Origin of the sequence: Paenibacillus sp. FSL K6-1330, from assembly GCF_037976825.1 — a bacterium.
Lineage (GTDB): Bacteria > Bacillota > Bacilli > Paenibacillales > Paenibacillaceae > Paenibacillus_AQ.
In genome coordinates, this window is record NZ_CP150269.1 from 4452967 (window position 1) to 4470928 (window position 17962).

Here is a 17962-nt window from a genome sequence, read left to right on the forward strand (position 1 = left end):
CGTAATTGTGAGAAAGACCCAGCGCCCCAAATGCTCCCATCTCAGGTCTGAGTCTTGATGATCGGTTTGTCTTATAAATCATTGTAGTATATACCTTTCGTTTCCATGCGTTTACTCCAAGCGTTCATTGCGGATAACCATATGTAGGTGGTCTTCCCAGACGCCGTTAATCTTCAGGTATTTAATAGCCAGTCCTTCTTCGTAGAAGCCTAGTCGTCTCACTACATTCAATGAAGCTTTGTTTCTTGGCATGATGTTAGCTTCCAACCGGTGTAACTCCAACGTATCAAAACAATAGGCGACCACAGCCTTTAGCGCTTCGGTCATATATCCTTTCCCCGTGTGAGCCTGTGCCAGCTTGTATCCCACATGTGCCGATTGAAAGACGCCTCGAACGATATTGCTGATCGAAATCGAACCGATGATTTCATCATCTTGATGCAGCCACACTTTAAACAGAGATCCGTCAGCTATGCTTCGACTCTCCGCAGCCAGAATCTCCGCCTGTTTATCGATGGTGTAGAACTCAGCTTCTCTAGCGGGCTCCCACACCTTCCAATGGTCATCGTTCTTGACTATAAAATCCACCACATCCGCTGCCCGATCCTGATCCACGGTCTTCAACTGCAGACGCGAAGTTTGTAGTGTAATGGACATGCAAAACTCCCCCTTGAACAGCTTAAACTGAAATCAGATCATACCATATTAGTCCCTTGGGATATAATGCCTTAGCTTTGATCGGGTAATTCCACGGGCTTTCCCCTCTGGCGTCAATCGGTATTCGAACTGCATAATCGTATCATGTGCAAAATAAATATATTCGACATCAGGCTCGTCCTTGAACACCACGACGACATAAAAGGGAGGCAGCTTAACGCCCCAGACGCCTTTTACCGACTGTATCTCATCCTTGCTGTAATGTTCTTCTTCTAGCAGGTAGGCATTCACCTTCTTAGCGTAGATCATTTTATTCGCCTGCACGTACACAAAGGGAGACAGAAGCACAAGAGCTAACAATACCAGTAATGCAATTCTGATTTTCTTCATTTTATTCCCTGCTATTTTCATAGATTAAAATGCCGTTTAACCTCTTCGTAGTTCTCCTGAATGCTTCTGCTTCCGTCCACGAAGATAACCTTGAATCCCCGATCCATGGCGTCCTGGGCCACATATGCCGCAAAGCCGATATCTCGTCCCATCCAATTCTGAAACGCGGTATCAGGATCATCACATTGATTCAGAATATCATGGATCCATTCCCGCTTCGCATAATGCTCCTTCTGGAAATCCGGTACCGGCACGACCCAGATCGCCTGATGAGGGCTGGATACCAGCTCTGCTACTTTTTCCGGCAAAAGCGCTGCACCCTCCACAATGATGGGGCTCGTATCCGGCATGGCCGATACATCATCCACAATCATCCGGAATTCCTCGCGATAAAACTCCAGTTCTTCATGAACCTGCTGCTCTACAGGTCGTGACCACAACGCATTCCAGGTCATATCCTTCAATCGGAACATGGTGGGAAACTCAGACGGATTGCTTGCGTTCACATGCTTCTCGTTGAACAAATCACATTGATAATAGGTGTAGCCATAATCTTTCGTGATCATTTCAGCAATCGTGGATTTGCCTGAACAGGGGGACCCCCCGATCCAATATACGTGGGAGTAGTCTTTTTTCTCGTTCATTATATAATCACGTCCCTCTGTCGCTATCTTGTCTTAACTCGTTTCGAATCTCCAGCAATACGTTCCAGATCGCCCTCAAATATGCCACAACGAATAAAAAGCCTACTATCAATATCAATGCGAGCATTTCCATCTTCACCCCACCTTACTGCTTGGACTGGAGACCTGCATTCAACCATATCTCTTCTATATGTAATCCCTCTTGCCTTCAGCGCTTTTTCGTATTCGCAGCGTATCAAACAATCGCCCTTCATCATCGATGGCGCGCACTTCCAAGCGATCCAACGTTACAACGACTTGCAGAAAATGAGGCACCGCCAAAGACTGCGAAGTATGCCATTCCCTCTTAGGCAGCAACCAGCCCGGCATGGCTCCGGCGCCGCCTGCTACGATGTACACGATGCCGTTGTCGTAATCCACGGTTCCTTGCGTCAATGGGTGGCTTCGCTCATATACAATCGTATGCGAGTTGATAACCAGATCCACGCCATACCGTTCAAATACCGGGCAAAGCTGCCGCAAATCCTCGACTTGATAGCCACCCGAAACATATGGCGGGTAGTGAAAATATACAATTTTCCACCTGCGATTGCTTGTTGAGAGCTCGCGTTCCAAGAAATCATACTGCGCATTTCCCGGACTCATTACGCCGGAGCTGCGAGGATAATCTTCTTTTCTGATCAATTCCGTGCTGTCCAAGCAGATGAAATGAGCGTCTCCGTAATAAAATGCGTAGAAATTCTTCGGTTCGGGAAAAGCAAACAGATCGTAATACCATGACGCGTTGTCCTCATGATTTCCCAGGCAACTGTAGATAGGTGTATCCACAAAAAAATCTCGTCCAGGCCCAAAGAAATACTTGTCCCAATCCTCAGCAAGCTTCCCGTCATGGACGACATCTCCTACAAACAAGGCGATATCGGGTCGATACTGCTTCATCCGGCTGAAAATTCTCTGATTTATACGTCCTCCCGACGAATCAAACCCGCTGTAACCCCCGGTTTCACTGGTCACTGTAAAAGAGAATGGCTCACCTTGTCCTGCTGCTGTCTTGAACATATAAAATCTTGAATCAATCTTATAGGATTCATGCTGGGTGTAGATCCTGTAATAATAGGTGGTTCCGGGCTCGAGACCCTCCACCGTTATTTGATGTATCCGTGTTGGAGACTCATTAGCGAAAGTACCGAATAGGTCAACAGGCTGCTTGTAGTTCCCTTGATGTCCGCTATGTATTCTCTCAGCAAGTAGAACATCTACCCTGGAAGTTGCAGGGAGAGACGTTTCCCACATCACGGTCATAGTGTGTTCGGTCGGGTTTTGCAGGTACGGCCCTTTCATAATGGAAAGCATGTTCAGCCTCCTTCGTTCCTATTTTTCGGGAAATTATGGTAGCACGATCTCACTTCCTCTCTAATTATAACTATCCTTTCAGCTAAAAAGTTACGCTAACCTTACATTCACGCCAATGTCCTACATAACGAAAAGAACCGGCAAAAACCCCCGGTTCTTAGTGAAATTTATGATAACCATACCCTCTTGTACCCTGAACTTAGCCTACCACAGCATCCAGTTCCGTCTCACGCTGTTCATGTTCGGGGACTAACACCTCGACCACGACTCTAGTCGGCACGCAGATGATCTGCTGGTAGGGTTCCGAAATAAATCCCATATCCAGTGCAATTCTCCTCGGGGCATCCGAGTATATCATCTGGATCCCGTAGTCGTACACTTTCAGGGTGTTGTGTCCAAACTTGGTCTTAATATCAATGATACGTTCGTCCCCGGTCAGTGGGACGGTTTCGTATTCTTTGCCATTCACCGTAATCAAGGCCTGCAGTTGTCCCTGCTGGTAATCCACATGGCTATGCTTCCACCATTGCAGACCCGTGAAGGAGCCAAGGATCAGGATCAAGGCAAACAGGATCATATCTCCGCGTCTTAATCTGGACAACATGCTCCCTCCTGACATGCACAGTCTTTGGAACCCAAGTATGAACGATGTGCAAAGCCATCGAAATGAATTTTGTCACATTCGTTATCCACTTCAAACGGCTTGTACAAACTGAAAAGGAACCTTTTCTTTTGTCCATTGAGTCCGGAACAAGCATCCGCTATGATGTTTTTAACGAGAATGATTATCATTATCTCTAATATTTTTGAAAACCGTTGTGGAGGAGAAACCATGAAACCTACTAAAAAATTGCCCATAACTATCAGCATCCTTGCATTGATGAGTCTCATGTTGATGGCATGCAATGGAAGCAGCCCCCCTTCTTCTATGAAGCAGGGAACGGCAGGAACTGCTATTCAGCCAACCGTCAGCCCTAACGACTCCCCCCCATCCGATACTGGCTCGGAAGATGCTATGCGTTCCTATACGGATTATAAAGGACACAGTGTTGATATCCCCGTATCGCCAAAGCGCATCATATTCTCCGGTGAAACTTTCAGCGATTTATTGGTCTTGGATGTCCAAGTAATCGGTACCGATATGAACCGGATGAAAGGGGCCGTTTATGAAGACAGGATTCAAAATGTGGAAGACATTGGATTTCCGACCAGCTTCGAGAAGGTGCTCGCACTCAACCCGGACTTGATTATCGTGGCGAACCCAGACGAGACGGCATACGAACAACTGTCCAAGATAGCACCCACGCTTATGTTTGATACATTTGCTCCTTTGGAGAAGCGTTTGCCGGAGCTTGGCGATATTCTCGGCAGAAAGGCGCAAGCTGAACAATGGGTAACCGATTATGAGGCTAAGGCAGATGCCATGTGGCAGCAACTGCAATCCGTCGGCATGAAACCCGATGAGACAGCCTCCGTCTTCACGTATTATCCGGGGGACCGGCTCTTTGTCATGGCCAGCACGGGCTTATCTCAAGAACTCTATCATCCTAACGGCTTTAAGCCCACGCCAAATATTCAACAGTTGCTGGATGAAGACAGTGGATTCAAGGAGATCTCGATGGAGAACCTTCCCGAGTTTGCCGGAGACAGAATCTTTATCCTGAATCCGGTTCAGCCCGAAGCTCAGAAATCCACACAAGACATGATGAACAGTCCGATCTGGGCTAGCCTTCCTGCTGTCAAGGATGGGCATGTGTATACCATCGACATTGCTAAATCCGGTAGTGACGCAGCTACAAGGGAATGGTTACTTCAAGAGCTTCCGAATATGATAACCGAATAACTGACCATCTGTATGAGACAGTTCAATACTTACCTATTGAATTGTCTCGTTTTTCTATTTACAATTATCGATATTGATTATCATTATCATTAAGATTATGGAGTTGTTGCCATCATGAAGGCGAATCCCTTTCAGATCCCCTATCGTTCCTTAACTTATCATTTAGTGGATGCGGATAGCCGAACGGAGTCCATCGGATGGACATCGGGTAGTTTGACGTCGAACTCCCATACCTTGTTAATCTTTGCCAAAGGTAAAGGCAGTCTGCATATCGATCAACATGTCCTCACGATTACGCCTGGCAAGTGTTATTTACTGTGTCCCGGCACCACTTATCAGGTTCATAACGGAACGGACAACGCCATTCAATACTCCACGCTTGCCTTCGCGGTCATTCAAGTTGGTGAACAGCAGCATACAACATACAAAGACGAACTCATTCCGGGGAAGTTTGAATTATGTGCGTATCCTAGTTCTCATTTGCTCCGGCTGATTGAATCGTTACATTCTAACGGTGAATATTCATCTAATATCCACTGGGTGCAGCAGCATGCCAAGTTTCACGAATTGCTCGTCTTTTTGCTTCAGCAAAATATTCAGGCAGACCGTGAACCAACCTCTGTGCAAGCCGTAGAGAGCGTTATTCAATATGTTGACGAGCACTACATGTATCCTGATCTGACGGTAAAACAACTGGCGGAGATGGCCGAATTATCGACCTGGCGTTTCACGCACATATTCCAGGAACGAACCGGGAAAAAACCTCTGCATTACTTAACCGACTTGCGCATTAATCGCGCCAAAGAACTTCTAGCGCAAAGGAATGAACCGCTGCGAAACATCGCCCAAGAGATTGGATACACGGATGAATACTATTTCAGCCGCCGTTTCCGCCAGATTACGGGGATGTCACCGAAGCAATTCGCCGAACGCATGGACGTCAGTAAACGCGTAAACGACTGGACCGGACATGAAGTCGATATTCCGTCGGTACCAAATCGCATTCTGTATTACGGCGAAACTTTCGGTGATCTGCTCGCGATCGGAATGCGGCCAATGGCAGGCAATTGCCTGACCAATACCCATAACCAGCAGGCTGATATTCAATATGCTCTTGATATAAGCCATCGGAAAAATTCGATTGAAACCATGGAATGGAAACCGGATTTGATCATTTTGGCCCATGCCGATGAAAAAGAATACCGATGGTTCTCCAAAATCGCCCCTACTGTCACATTCAATTCCTTCGCTCCTCTCGCCCATCGTTTGCATACGCTTGGCGATTGGCTCGGAAGAGCGCATGAGGCGGATCAATGGCTCAATTGGTATCGAACCAGGACGGATAACATGTGGAGGGAACTGCAGCAAGCCATGAAGCCTAGCGAAACCGCGTCCGTCTTCGTATATGACCATGGATCCCGTCTCTTCGTTATGGGAATGTCCGGTCTGTCAACAGGTCTATATCACGCGCGTGGATTTCAACCGCCGGAGCCTATTCGCAAGGTGCTGAACGACGGGTTGGGTTATAAGGAAATTTCGACTGAGGAGTTGCCCTTCTTCGCCGGTGACCGTATCTTTATGCTTATACCGGGCAATGCCGTATCCAGGCAAGCTGCGGAAGACATGATGCAGTCCTCGCTATGGGACAACCTGCCGGCTGTCCGGAACGGCCTTGTTCATGTGTTGGGGGCAGAACGCTGGAACTACGGAGATGCCCGAACGCTGGTAAAGCTTCTGAACCTGCTGCCTGAACTATTATTGTCTACGTCCACTTCTAAAAACCGCCTTATAGTTTCTCAATAAGCAATACATGGAAGTATACGAAAGCCATTCATCCTATCCCTTAAAATAATCCGTTCCGCCACAACTTCATCCGCCAGCAGGTAGCGAATAATCGCGAGTATACTTTAGGCTTATGAGTAGCAATGTTCACAACGTAATGTTGCTTCAAATAGGAACGATAGGAGGAAACAATAGAATGGCTAGAATCCGGATCGGCATGTTCTTCAGCGTATTTGTCGCCATGGTCGGATTAATGATCATCGCTCCCGTTATGCCGCCCTTGATCAGAGAATTGGGATTAAGCGAGACGCATTCGGGCTTGATCATATCCCTGGGCTCTATCGCAATGGCCGTCATGGGACCGGTATGGGGAAATTTAAGTGATTCCAAGGGCAGGAAGCCTGTCATTGTATTTGGTTTTATCGGCATGTTCGTCAGTTATATGTTATTCACTGCGGTTATGTACCTGGGTCTTCATGATAGAATCTCCGGTGCGCTGCTTATCCTTCTGCTCATTGTTACTCGGGCTATGGTGGGTTTCTTTATTCCGGCTGTTCCCTCTTCAGCTCAGGCGTATATCGCCGATGTGACCGACGAGAAAGGGCGCTCCGCCGGAATGGCACTTCTTGGCTCGGCTAACGGCTTAGGCTTAGTATTGGGTCCTGCTATTGCCGGCGGGTTTGCGCTCATCAGCCTGATCGCCCCGCTGTATGCTGGCGCCCTTCTACCGGTAATCGCTGTGGTTGCTGTACTTTACCTTGTCCCTGCCACAAAACCGGTCATTCAGCAGAAGGCCCCCCGTGTGAATCCGTTCCAAAAAGGAGTTTGTCTTTATTTATTTGCGGGCCTGGCCACCATGCTGGGCATCATTACGGTGCAAGTCATCGGCGGGTTTTATTATCAGGATCAGCTCGATCTGACGACCCAGGAAACAGCCCGTATGATCTCCCTCAGTTTGATGATTAGCGGAGTCGCCATGATTGTCACGCAGGGCCTGCAGATGAAGAAACTCAAATGGCCGCCAAAAGCGATGATTCTGATCGGCGCTGTACTGCTTATGGCCAGTATGCTGCTGCTGCTCTTCACCGGAAGCTTGATAAGCTACTTCATCGCATTCTTCTTATTCGGTGTGGGCACCGGGTTGATGATGCCGGGATTTATGGCAGGCGCTTCGCTTGCGGTTAGCCGCGAGCAGCAAGGCGGCGTAGCCGGCCTGGTGTCTGCCGTTCAGGGCATTGCTGCCATGATCTCCCCGATTCTCAGCACGCCCCTCTATCGAGTGGACAAACATATCCCGTTTGCGCTGATCGGGATCATTGTCCTTCTGATGGCATTGGTTGTGCTTGGAACACGGGATCAGCCCCTCTGCGAATGATGCTTGATTCGACGACTTAAACAAAATAAGGCGTCCCCAAACGGGGAGGCCTTATTTCGATCACAAGAAAGTTAAACGAATTCGTGTAAATCTCTGTATCAGTAGTACTTCTTAACTTCAGAAGGGCTGACACCATAGGTTTGGCGAAATGTCTGCGAGAATGCACTCACATTGCGATAACCTACGGCCAAGGCTGCCTCGGTCACGTTAGCCTCCCCGCTATGCAATAATTCCATCGCCCGCTCCATCCTGACCTTCCGGATGAACCCATATACGGTTGTCCCGTAGCATTGCCTGAAGCCCATCTTAAGTTTATAATCATTCAGCCCAATTTCTCTGGCCAGCTCCAGCAACGAAGGCGGTGAAGCATATCTCGACTCCAGAATCCCATGAGCGAGGCATAGCTTGCGTACATCAGCCGCTGATAGCCCTTCAGGCAAGGATTCATGACCGAACAGCTGCTGGATCGTTCGATCCAGCAGTTCATAGGCTGTACCTTCAACAAGCAGCATGGATCGCATGGGCTGACAAACATCATGAATCAATCTCTTGATCAGTTCTTGTTCATAGGAGCTGAAAGACAAGTGGATTTTTTGAAATTCGGAAACATCCAGCAGCTGCCTGAAATGATTCTCTTCACGTCCTGCAGTCTGGGCCACCGCAAAATTAAACAGGGAGACAGGAATGCCAAGCGAGAAAGACTGATGCCGCTCTTGGTTCGGTAGCGCAAAGCGAACGTCAATATCCTCCATCAACAGCAGGGCGCTTGTCCCACGGTCCAGGGTGCGATCCTTTCCGCCAATATGGATATGCCGTTCTCCGCTAAAATTGAACTGAATCTCGATCATCGGCTCTTTCGATTGAAACCGGTTCGTAAACCGGCGATGATATTGATAATCCGAATAGCATATCTGTAGGCCGCTATAGGTCCGCAAGCGGTAGAAGCCACCTTCTCCCGCAGATGGAGCGAGCATATAGGCATTGCTGCCGGACTTTTGAATATTTAAAGTGGCAAAATAAGCATCATAGATCATCTGCAATGATTCCGAGCAGCTGGAAGCTGCCGAAAAATCCGGCTGCATACCGGGCACCTCCCACCTTGGATTACAATGTTGATTTCATCATGAATTGCATAAATCACATACCTTATTCTTCTATCAATACAGCTCCGTTGACCTGCATGCACAGATCACATACCGCCCATAGACTTGGGCTCCCTGATAACACCAATCTCGGCCGATATAAGGGTGCACATATTGCGAGATGCAATCCTGACACTTGGCTCGATGTCCTACTGGATCACTCGTATACCACCACCCGGAAGGATAAGGACATAGACCTTTGCAATCGTTAATCACCGTCTTGGGTGTGCAAATAATATAATCGGACGGACAGGAAGCATCTGCGCCGCAGCCCGAGCAATATTGTCCATGCGGAGGCCGGCAGGGCCCCGCAGCAAACGAGATTTTGACAATATCGTCATCATCGGGCCGGACCAATACTTTGGCAAGCGTCTCGGCCGTTTTTTGCGCAAATTTATTCAGTAGCGACTTCCGATTCATCTTCCGGGTAACCCGGCTGATCAACACCTGCGTCTCTTCGTCCTTGTTCTCCGGCTTCCGCCACATACTCTCACCTCATCTTAAGAAGCCCTTGATGCTTTCGCGTACGCTTCAAGTTGTTCCCGACTGTTGACCAATCCCTTATGCCGGATGACGCCGTTCATATCCACCGCATAGGCATAGGGGGTGACCTGCACATCCAGATGATTCGCAAACTCCGAACTTACGATCAGCACCTCATCGTCATAAGCCATTTTTCGGACATAATCCGATGCTAAATCCACGGACGAGAATAACAAAAGAATGGGTTTCACGTTATTCATCTGGGCGATCCGCCTAAAATCAGGCAAAATATCGGCGCATTCCTTACACGTCGGCGATCCGAACAGCATGAGGGAAGGCGTGCCAATCAGCTCGCTCGTGGACCACTCGGCTCCTTGCAAGGTCGTCGTTGTGGCCCCGGGTATTTTTTTGCCGACCGGAATGCCGGACTGATTCACGCCTCTCGCGGTACCCATCACCATAATCCCCAACTGCCGGAACAGGACCAGGTTCAGAATGACCAACGGTACGACCAGAATCCACAGCATGGTATATGAGATCCAGAAGAACGTGTCCATCGCGGCCTCCTTACAACCTTTTTATTTTGGAAATATGTGTTGCGGCAATCTCTCGGTACATTCGGATCGCGTGCAGCGCATCCGGAACGCCTATGATGATAAACAGCGATAGCAGCAACATCATCCCCTCCATAAGCAGGCCGGTAACAGCGAAAGAGTGACTATGCGCAAACCAGACAGGATGGCTGTAGGCCAATCCCATGAGACCCATCGCCAGATTGAACCCAATCAATGGAAAGCCAAGCTTGGAGTTGATCTGAGGTCCGAGGCAGCCGCAGTCCACCCTTCCTTTTTTCCGGATGAAATAAGCGACGCCCAAGCCCTGAACGAAATAGAGTAAAGAGATGCCCCGGAAGCTGAGCCGCGATGGAAAACAATATACCATGGTAACGGACAGGACTTGCAGTAGGGTGAGCAGAACATGCAGACGGGCACTTCCGGGGAAAAGATCGGGGTCACCGAATACACGGCTCCAGCCAAAGCTCACCACCGACAACAGCATGGGCAGAGTAACGGATATCGCGAGCAAATCGTACATGGGTCCCTATGCTCCTTTCTCTTCAGTAGCTGATGATCCAGATGATGGAACCGATAATCAGCAGCTTGGATACCGTTTGCCGCACGGCCGTGAGAAGCGTGAGGTTGCGTACTCTTTTTTCAAGCATACGGTACACGATGGATCGGATCAGCGGGAGGCTGAACACGGTACCGCGAACGACTCCAAACGTTGCGCCTGCCAGCAGGCTCAACCACCATGGAGCGGCGAACAAGGAGACCAGGATATAGGCGTGAAAGAGGACGCCCACCTGCAATGTGATAAAACCCAAGCCCAGAATCTGGCCCCATAATACCGCGGAACGGTACCCTGCGTGCTTGATCCATTCCGAGGGAACGATGAAATTGCCGGATGGAAGAATTCCCGTTTTCTGAATGAACTCCAAGCCCAGGAGTATGGCAAACAGCACGACAATAAAATAGTTTTGATATAAACCAACAGGGGTTAATTTGAGCAAAAGATTGATGAACCCGATCGCCAGTCCCGTCATAGCGCCGCCCAGGGTACAGGACACGATATACACCAGCGCATATTTGGATTTACTGACCTTCGTGCCCTCCAGACTGCCTAACACATTCAGCCCACAGGTGGTGTCCACGCTGGCCACTGCAGCACCGACGGAAAATATAAAGAGCAACATCGACAGCAAGTCATGCCACCTCCCCACAATCCCTAGGAATGAACCCTTCACTTCTTCATCTTATGAGTGACAGCCTGTCGATTATTTACACAAATATGCGATGGATATGCCCGCTACATGGCTATCTTATTGAGAAAAAAAGAAACCGTCCATGGACAATCTCCATAGACGGTTTTCCTGAAAACTATATTCTTTTCGATATGGAGTGCCGTAACGTATAGGGGCTCTTTCCCTAATAGCGTGGATCAGGCTTTCTCCATTCCATAAAGATACGGTCGTTGAAGCCTTTCTCCCCTGAGTCATCCTCGGATAAACGTTTAAACTCCCGGAATCCTAATTTCTGATATAACCGAAGCGCGACCTGGTTACTGTCGGTCACTTCCAGAACATAACGCTTGTATGGCAGCTCCTCCATGACATGCTTCATTAAAGCGGTGGAAACGCCTTTGCCGCGCGCTTTTGTGGTAGTTGCCACACATTCGATATAACCCGTCTCGTCATCATAGGGCAATGCCGGGTTAAATTCATTTTTCATGACGTTATAAGCAAGTTCCCCTGTCTTGTCTCCAAATGCTTCCTGAAGCGGAGCTATTTCGACCGGCATGGCCCGCTGCCCATGATGGGAACAGGCTAAAATCCCGATCATGATTCCCTGGACCTCTGCTACATAAAACACCTCAGGACTGAAGAGACCCCGGAAGGCTTTCTTCAATGTGCTTCGGTCCTGGGTGAAATAGGACAATTCGTTATAATACCCATCAACAAACACTTCCGCCACTTCCTCGCGAATGTCTCGTTCATAATCTGCCATTCTTCTAATCGTAATGGAGCACATGATGTTTACCTCCTGTCAAAAATGTAATCTGCGCTTCATATCCTTTCGAAATCCCTTATCTGCAATCAGGCACATCCCGCTAAACGTTAATAAGGCATATACGGCCGCCGCAACGGCTGTCCATAATACGTGCGACATGCCGATGGCGTACAGTAATAAGGGCACAAACCCAAGCAAGATCAGGGTTAACAAGTAACCTGCGAACTCGCGCCAGCGCATTTTTCTGGTGCAGCATATAACGGTAATCAGCAGGGTTGCCGCCATCATCAGGAACGGAATGACGTAGCCGGTCGACCAGTAATTCGTACCCGCTGCGACGTTGAGCCAAAGCAGCATGCCGGACAGCCCTAGCAACTGTACGACGATTTTGCCGCCGAGGTGCGACTTGGACATTAAGGTATGTCTGATGAACAGCCATGAATAGAGCACGCAGGGCATGAGGTACAGACTCCACCATACTTCGTGATTTCCCAGAATATTTATAAGAACGGATAAGCCGATGACGGACACGGCAATGAAGGTAAGCCACTTGGATAAAAGACTGCTCGCACGCTGCTCCTCAACAGCCTCATAGACGGGGTACCAAGAATTATCTCCCACAGATGGTGCGTTGCCCTTACCCTGTAAATTTCTCCGGCATAAGGGACATGTTGCGTGCGCCGGGTTTACGGATACCCCACAGCTCTCACATCTCATGCACCCATCCCCCAATCGTTGCTGACGATCCTTATATCCAATCCGCTTAAGATGGCAAGCTGACGAAAAAAGTGCCTGATCACATCGCTTTCAACGATATTCCTGGCAAAGGTGATGGTCAGCTGGTCATTGATCGAACTGACGGCACAGTTCATTGGACTCTTGGCCGTAGGATACATCGTGGTTTCCATCGACTCGATATGCGCAGCCATGCTCGCAGGGATGTCGACTCGGCCCAGATTGGTAAGCGTTAGCGTTTTGGCCTCTTCACCGAAATGGTCGAATCCATAACGAATCGCCATATCCTTCAGTTTCAGCGGCGTGAATCGGGATAACAGGTTCTTCTCGTATTTCATGCTGCCGGCCATCGCTTGGCTTAGATAAGACTTCGTCGTTTTCTCTTTCATCTGTGCATGCACGATACCTTGTACATCATCCAATGTCATGCCTTCCTTCATCTGTACGCCAATGTTGATGACTGCAAAAAAGTTGCGCAGGCTGCTCGAAGGGAAGATTTTTCGCAGGTTCACCGGCATGCTAATCACGATCGGCCGGTTCTCGTTGTTGAAAGGCAACGTGGTCTCATAAACCGCCATGATCAAAATCGCTGTCAGGTAAGCGGTGAGGGTCACTCCCTTCTGCTTGGCCGCCGCATTCAGGCGCGAGGCGTGAATCATGCCGTGGATGACGTTGTGTCCATAAGGCGAGAATCGGGTGCCGGGAATTTGCAGGGCCTCCGGCATTCTGGAATCGGCCGTGACCGAAGTATAATGAGCTTTAAAGCTGTCCTGTGCTTCGGCATAACGGGCAAATGAAGCGGGCGGCAGAATCAGACCTTCCTTGTCCTCCACGTTCTCACCGAGCAGATATAAATACTGGAACACCAAGGTTTTGAGGAACTCCAGAGCCCCACCGCCGTCTGTTAGCGCATGGAAAATCTCCACGCTGATTTTGTTGCCATGATATAAAATCCTCACCAAACTTCCGTTCTCCGTCGAGAGGGCTGCAGGAGCACAGGGATAGGTGGATTCCGGTTCCACCATCAAACGTGTCTCCTTCTCCCGTAGAAATTTCCAGAACAGGCCATTTCTAAGCTCGACGTTCAATAGAGGGAATCTCTTTATTACACTATCGAGCGCCTGTTGTAAAACTGATGGCTTCACGTGACTTGTCAGCATCATCGACAATCGGTAGGTTGATGAATTCTCCCTTCCCGCAACCGCGGGAAACAGCTTCCCGGCGTGGTCAAGTTTATACCATTCTTCCATCTGTTGCTCTCCTCATTTCTTGTAGAACTCCCATTTAGCAGTTTATAACTGGATTACCTTATGTACGTCGCAATGCCTTTTCACTCAAGCTTCAAGCCCAGCCGATACCAAGACGACATGACCCTCTTCATGTGGAGGCCGCTTATCCGCCATTGAAAATCGCTTCATCAGCGATGAGCGGGTATGTATTAACATCATCGGAACAAGTAATTCGGTTCTTCGATCAATCCGGCTCTTCCCATCCGGGTGCATCACCGATAACAGCATTCGCAGGTAGGAAGTGGTCAGCTTCTGGAACAAGTCCGGTTTCATCGCTTGATGCTCAAAACCAAGCCCATGAGTTAATCCACGGTGCAGCAGTGTAATCCCGACCAACGCGCTCACCTCGCTGAACTCGGACTGGTCTTCATATGCACGGCTAATCTGCTGCATGGACTTTCTTGTAAGTCTTGCTATTTTCAAAGCCGCACGATCTGGCCCTTCCGATCGGATGAGTTTCAGAATCGTTTCATTATCCAAATGAAGCTCGCCTACCAGATCTCCATTCTGAATAACCGTCGAGTCCTCGCAGACGATGCACTCGCCTCGATGCTTCTTAATCATGACCGTGCATATGCCAAAGCGCGAGATATGCGAGCTGCGGAACCTGGAAATGAAGCTGAAGATACGTTCCCATATCATCCAGGAGCTTTGCATGACGGTTTTAAGTAATTTTCGCAGCAGTTGAAACACCTCACTATATATTTTATTGAATATTTTATTGAATATTTCATTCCATGATTCTCCAGTAAAATTCCGTTAATCTCAGCATAAAGCAGATCTGCACAGGTTCACACCGTCTCAGGTACAGAGTTGCTCTCAGTCTCAAGACGTAGATGCGGATAAAAAAAGTTGCCAATCCGAACGTTTTCGAGATGAGCACAGCTCTTGCTGAAATACTCAAAGACATTCCCCTATTCCAAAATAATAACCTGACACGTCCCTAATATCGGTTCTAATCGATTTTTTTCGTAATATTAAAAAGTAAGCGCTTCATATTTTTGCAAATGTATAGCCATTGTAACTGCCGGAGAGTCCATTAGGTTTACATCAAACTGACAAGGATGTGACTACGATAATGCTTTCACATTTACGTAGGTGCGGGCTTTTGTTTCTGGCGGCAGTGCTCATCTCTACAATCTGGGTTCCACTCCCACATGCCAAGGCAGCAGCGTTAATTACAATCGATTCCCATCAGGATGGGCAAACGCTTCAGCCGGGTGTGTCTGAGTTATTCGGGACCTACAATGGTGTGTATGAGCTTCAACTCATCGTAGACGGAGAGTTTGTAACGGATGTTCAGATGGATGATCCCAATGGCGATGACAGTGGGACCTGGTCCTACAAGCTCGATACGAGTCAATTGGACGGTTCAGTCGAAATGGTGCTGAAAGCAAATGACGCGGTTACGCGTTATGGAATCTGGTCTCCTTGGATTCACCTGAACATCGATAATCCTGCAGCTCATATTCCAGAAGTGGAGATTACCAGCCCTATTGAGTATACTTTGCAGCGCAACAAAATGGATATTAACATATCCGCAGCAGGTAAAAATCCGATATCACTGGTTGAGCTCCGCATCGATGGTGGAGAATGGCTGCAGGTCTCCCCTGCCAAAAACGGCTATAAATATACATTTGATTCGCGTCAATCCCCGCGACGGGTTCACAGTCTGGAAGCCAGAGCAGCCGATTCTTATGGCAATATAGGCTATAGCCTAACGGTCTATGCAAGAACAGGGGGGCAGCCACCGGTTAACCAAGGTAATCATCCCGCGACGGTTACAGATGCCGTTTATACGAATCTCTTCCACCCAACTCCCTTCAACGTAATTGAAGAAGTATACAGTCCCTCCGCGACGAACCCTGAAACGGTAACTAGCAGCACCTATAACTCAGAACCGCTGACAGATCAAGATCGTGCGATCTGGATCTGGGAAAATGCCTCCTACCCTCTCGTTCTGAATTCGAATTCCCGCGTTGTCCTCTTGTCCATGGCAAAGGATACCGCAACCTTTAATCAACGTCCGATTACGACGCTTTATTTGGCTGTAGGTCAATATAACGGAACCAAAATGCTGGAAGATCATCGTAGTAAGGTCCAACAATTCATCGAGTGGGCACACGCCGAGGGTTTTCGGGTTCAAGCGTTGATCGCCGGTGGTACCACCCCACCTTACTTCGGAGCCTATAATCGATATCAGTCTCATGCCGTAAGGGAATTTGAGCAGATACTGAATTACAATTTGGCCTCCGGCGAGTCTGCTCGTTTTGATGGCGTGAACTTGGATACAGAACCGTATATCCTGCCGGATTTCAAAACAGCAAAGCCTTCCGTCCAGGTTCAGTACCTGGATATGCTGCAGCTGCTGATGGAACGTAAGCAGGCATCGGGACTCGCCTTGTCAGTCGGCGCAGCGATTCCTAGATGGTACGACACTTCGGCCGACGCCAGCAATATTACATGGAATGGAAAGACGAAATGGCTGTCTGAGCATATTCAGGACACGGCCGATTATATTTCGATTATGAATTATCGCGATCAGGCCGATGGGAGCGCCGGTATTATCGCACAAGCGCTGAACGAGCTGGCCTATGCAAATACGATCGGCAAGCCGAAGTCGGTTGTGATCGGAGTCGAGACGAAAGACATCGCGGATGGCGGGGATCCGGAAACCATCAGCTTCCATGAAGAAGGGCGAACTTACATGGAGCAGGAGTTAAACAAAGTGTATGACGCTTTTCTGAACGATTCAGCGTTTGGAGGCATCGCTCTCCATCACTACTCCTCGATCGTTGATTTTCCAAGCGAATGGGGACCTGGCGGCTACGCATGGCAGCCTCCTGCTGATCATGAACCGCCAAGTACGGTTAGCGGGGCAACAGCTGCCACGTTTGATTTTCAACGCATTAATATAACTTACAATATGGCGATGGATAACTCGGCCGTGAATGCTTATCGGATCTACCGCGGGACTGAAGCCGACTTTGAGATCGGACCCGCTACTTACGCGGGAACCTCTAAAGGACTTTCCTACAAAGATGCCGGACTGCTGCCGAGCACCACCTATTATTATAAAATCACGGCAGTCGATATCAGCGGCAATGAAGGCGCTCCCAGCGCGGCTGCTTCAGCAACAACGGCGCCGTCCACCATGAAACCGATGGTTATTGATCAGATGACCATCACCTATTCTAATGGTGCCGCCAGAGTATCCATGCAGATGGTTGATATGGAAACAAGGCAGCCTGTTACGGCCAAGATCAGCGGAAGATTCACCCATATGGCAGGCAAATATGTTAATGCCACAACAAATGCGGAAGGCGTGTTCCAATCGCAATCCGAGCTCATCTCCGCATCCCGTGGCGAGATCGGTTTCCTGCCACGGCGCATCATGGCCGACTCCTATTACTGGGCCAGTGCTTGTGACCAACTCCCGTACCCAACGGTGATATGGGAGCCTTGAGGCTCAGTTTGATTGTACGTTACAGTCGCATTTAGACAAGATACGCCCAGGCCTAAGCCTGGGCGTATCTTGCTTCACTATTTTTGAAGGAATCGACATTCTCTCTATAGGATCGTACGGGAAATGATCGCACCTAGTTAATAGCAATATCCGCATCAACAAAATTGTTGGGCCATGTAGGTCTTACCTGTACAGCTATTCCCGCTGATTAATATGATCATGTATGCACCTCCCAT

General features: G+C 48.7%; 19 protein-coding genes. 4 read left to right on the top strand and 15 right to left on the bottom strand.

Features of this window, described 5'->3' with window-relative positions:
* Positions 1–111: 111 nt before the first annotated feature.
* The 6 genes from NYE54_RS20025 to NYE54_RS20050 all read right to left on the bottom strand — a co-directional run bounded on the left by NYE54_RS20025 (position 112) and on the right by NYE54_RS20050 (position 3648).
* Positions 112–657: a GNAT family N-acetyltransferase gene (locus NYE54_RS20025; RefSeq protein WP_339265659.1), complete on the bottom strand. Its 546-nt coding sequence runs from the start codon at positions 655–657 to the stop codon at positions 112–114.
* 48 nt (positions 658–705) lie between these two features.
* Positions 706–1047 (bottom strand): DUF3139 domain-containing protein, encoded by a 342-nt coding sequence (locus NYE54_RS20030; RefSeq protein ID WP_339265660.1) that lies wholly within the window; start codon positions 1045–1047, stop codon positions 706–708.
* Positions 1048–1064: 17 nt separating this feature from the next.
* Entirely contained in the window at positions 1065–1691 is a 627-nt protein-coding gene (locus tag NYE54_RS20035) for a hypothetical protein (RefSeq protein WP_339265662.1), read from the bottom strand.
* A gap of 7 nt (positions 1692–1698) precedes the next feature.
* Positions 1699–1824, bottom strand: coding sequence for a hypothetical protein (locus NYE54_RS20040; RefSeq protein WP_339265664.1), 126 nt, complete (start codon positions 1822–1824; stop codon positions 1699–1701).
* Between the two features lie 53 nt (positions 1825–1877).
* On the bottom strand, positions 1878–3044 hold the full coding sequence (locus NYE54_RS20045) for a metallophosphoesterase family protein (protein ID WP_339265666.1): 1167 nt from the start codon (positions 3042–3044) through the stop codon (positions 1878–1880).
* Positions 3045–3243: 199 nt separating this feature from the next.
* Entirely contained in the window at positions 3244–3648 is a 405-nt protein-coding gene (locus tag NYE54_RS20050) for a NusG domain II-containing protein (protein ID WP_339265668.1), read from the bottom strand.
* Positions 3649–3876: 228 nt separating this feature from the next.
* On the opposite strand from NYE54_RS20050, the gene NYE54_RS20055 reads away from it, so the two are divergent.
* From NYE54_RS20055 to NYE54_RS20065, 3 genes are all read left to right on the top strand, one after another.
* A complete protein-coding gene (locus tag NYE54_RS20055) occupies positions 3877–4887 on the top strand; it encodes an ABC transporter substrate-binding protein (protein WP_339265669.1) in 1011 nt (336 codons plus the stop codon).
* Between the two features lie 114 nt (positions 4888–5001).
* Positions 5002–6690, top strand: coding sequence for a helix-turn-helix domain-containing protein (locus tag NYE54_RS20060; RefSeq protein WP_339265671.1), 1689 nt, complete (start codon positions 5002–5004; stop codon positions 6688–6690).
* 175 nt (positions 6691–6865) lie between these two features.
* Positions 6866–8044, top strand: coding sequence for an MFS transporter (locus tag NYE54_RS20065; RefSeq protein WP_339265672.1), 1179 nt, complete (start codon positions 6866–6868; stop codon positions 8042–8044).
* Between the two features lie 98 nt (positions 8045–8142).
* On the opposite strand, the gene NYE54_RS20070 is transcribed toward NYE54_RS20065, so the two are convergent.
* From NYE54_RS20070 to NYE54_RS20110, 9 genes are all read right to left on the bottom strand, one after another.
* Positions 8143–9126 (bottom strand): AraC family transcriptional regulator, encoded by a 984-nt coding sequence (locus tag NYE54_RS20070; RefSeq protein WP_339265673.1) that lies wholly within the window; start codon positions 9124–9126, stop codon positions 8143–8145.
* Positions 9127–9201: 75 nt separating this feature from the next.
* Positions 9202–9672 carry a hypothetical protein gene (locus NYE54_RS20075; RefSeq protein ID WP_098746226.1) on the bottom strand — a complete coding sequence of 157 codons (471 nt, stop codon included), beginning with the start codon at positions 9670–9672 and terminating at the stop codon, positions 9202–9204.
* A 14-nt stretch (positions 9673–9686) separates the two neighbouring features.
* Positions 9687–10226 (bottom strand): methylamine dehydrogenase, encoded by a 540-nt coding sequence (locus tag NYE54_RS20080; RefSeq protein ID WP_339265677.1) that lies wholly within the window; start codon positions 10224–10226, stop codon positions 9687–9689.
* A 10-nt stretch (positions 10227–10236) separates the two neighbouring features.
* Positions 10237–10764, bottom strand: coding sequence for a hypothetical protein (locus tag NYE54_RS20085; RefSeq protein WP_339265678.1), 528 nt, complete (start codon positions 10762–10764; stop codon positions 10237–10239).
* Between the two features lie 22 nt (positions 10765–10786).
* Positions 10787–11422 carry a hypothetical protein gene (locus NYE54_RS20090; RefSeq protein WP_339273578.1) on the bottom strand — a complete coding sequence of 212 codons (636 nt, stop codon included), beginning with the start codon at positions 11420–11422 and terminating at the stop codon, positions 10787–10789.
* Positions 11423–11654: 232 nt separating this feature from the next.
* Positions 11655–12257 carry a GNAT family N-acetyltransferase gene (locus NYE54_RS20095; RefSeq protein WP_339265679.1) on the bottom strand — a complete coding sequence of 201 codons (603 nt, stop codon included), beginning with the start codon at positions 12255–12257 and terminating at the stop codon, positions 11655–11657.
* A gap of 15 nt (positions 12258–12272) precedes the next feature.
* Positions 12273–12857, bottom strand: a complete 585-nt coding sequence (locus NYE54_RS20100) for a DUF6320 domain-containing protein (RefSeq protein ID WP_339265681.1) — start codon at positions 12855–12857, stop codon at positions 12273–12275.
* Positions 12858–12949: 92 nt separating this feature from the next.
* Positions 12950–14221, bottom strand: coding sequence for an alcohol acetyltransferase (locus tag NYE54_RS20105; RefSeq protein ID WP_339265682.1), 1272 nt, complete (start codon positions 14219–14221; stop codon positions 12950–12952).
* An 84-nt stretch (positions 14222–14305) separates the two neighbouring features.
* Positions 14306–14902, bottom strand: a complete 597-nt coding sequence (locus NYE54_RS20110) for a polysaccharide deacetylase (protein ID WP_339265684.1) — start codon at positions 14900–14902, stop codon at positions 14306–14308.
* 466 nt (positions 14903–15368) lie between these two features.
* Between NYE54_RS20110 and NYE54_RS20115 the strand changes: the two genes are divergently transcribed.
* Positions 15369–17726 (top strand): Ig-like domain-containing protein, encoded by a 2358-nt coding sequence (locus NYE54_RS20115; RefSeq protein ID WP_339265686.1) that lies wholly within the window; start codon positions 15369–15371, stop codon positions 17724–17726.
* Positions 17727–17962 lie beyond the last annotated feature (236 nt).